The organism is Duganella vulcania (assembly GCF_009857655.1).
GTDB classification, from domain to species: Bacteria; Pseudomonadota; Gammaproteobacteria; order Burkholderiales; family Burkholderiaceae_D; genus Rugamonas; species Rugamonas vulcania.
Window position 1 is genome coordinate 1 of record NZ_WWCX01000256.1, and the last position, 1063, is coordinate 1063.

A 1063-nucleotide genomic window follows, 5' to 3' on the forward strand; every position below is an offset into this window, starting at 1 on the left:
CTCCCGGGGTTCTTTTCGCCTTTCCCTCACGGTACTGGTTCACTATCGGTCGATTACGAGTATTTAGCCTTGGAGGATGGTCCCCCCATATTCAGACAGGATTTCTCGTGTCCCGCCCTACTTGTCGTACGCTTAGTTCCACACATCGCATTTCACATACGGGGCTATCACCCGCTATGGCTCCTATTTCCAGAGGATTCTGTTATGCGTCATGCTAAAACGTACAGGCTCATCCCATTTCGCTCGCCACTACTTTGGGAATCTCGGTTGATTTCTTTTCCTGCAGCTACTTAGATGTTTCAGTTCGCCGCGTTCGCTTTGCATACCTATGTATTCAGTATGCAATGACCTAAAAGGCCGGGTTTCCCCATTCGGAAATCTGCGGATCAAAGCTTGTTTGCTAGCTCCCCGCAGCTTATCGCAAGCTACTACGTCCTTCATCGCCTGTAATCGCCAAGGCATCCACCATGTGCACTTATTCACTTGTCCCTATAACGTTAGCCCCTGCGACTAAACAAGGAGCGTTTATAGGAATAAGAAGTACTACGTTGTTGCGTTTGTTGATACATACAATCATTACCCATCGTCTTACGTTTTACCGTAAAACGATCAATAAAAATTTACTTACTTCTTCCAGATTGTTAAAGAACGTACAGCACTTGATCTCTAAAAGATCAAACCTAAATCTAACGACTTACGTTTGAGCTTTTGGTGGAGGATGACGGGATCGAACCGACGACCCCCTGCTTGCAAAGCAGGTGCTCTCCCAGCTGAGCTAATCCCCCATGGGTATTGCATGAAACTGGTAGGGCTGGTTGGACTCGAACCAACGACCCCCGCGTTATCAACACGGTGCTCTAACCAGCTGAGCTACAGCCCCAAATGCTGTTCTTTAATTTGACAGTCGATAAGTGTGAACGCTTGTTGAAGAGTGCTACTCTAGAAAGGAGGTGATCCAGCCGCACCTTCCGATACGGCTACCTTGTTACGACTTCACCCCAGTCACGAATCCTACCGTGGTAAGCGCCCTCCTTACGGTTAAGCTACCTACTTCTGGTAAAAC

Annotated in this window: 2 tRNA genes and 2 rRNA genes; all 4 read right to left on the reverse strand. The window is 47.8% G+C overall.

Annotated elements, in window-relative coordinates:
- Positions 1–489, reverse strand: a 23S ribosomal RNA gene (locus GTP90_RS35790); the annotation flags it as partial.
- A 220-nt stretch (positions 490–709) separates the two neighbouring features.
- A tRNA-Ala gene (locus tag GTP90_RS35795) sits at positions 710–785 on the reverse strand.
- An 18-nt stretch (positions 786–803) separates the two neighbouring features.
- Positions 804–880: transfer RNA gene (locus GTP90_RS35800), tRNA-Ile, on the reverse strand.
- A gap of 63 nt (positions 881–943) precedes the next feature.
- A 16S ribosomal RNA gene (locus GTP90_RS35805) occupies positions 944–1063 on the reverse strand; the annotation flags it as partial.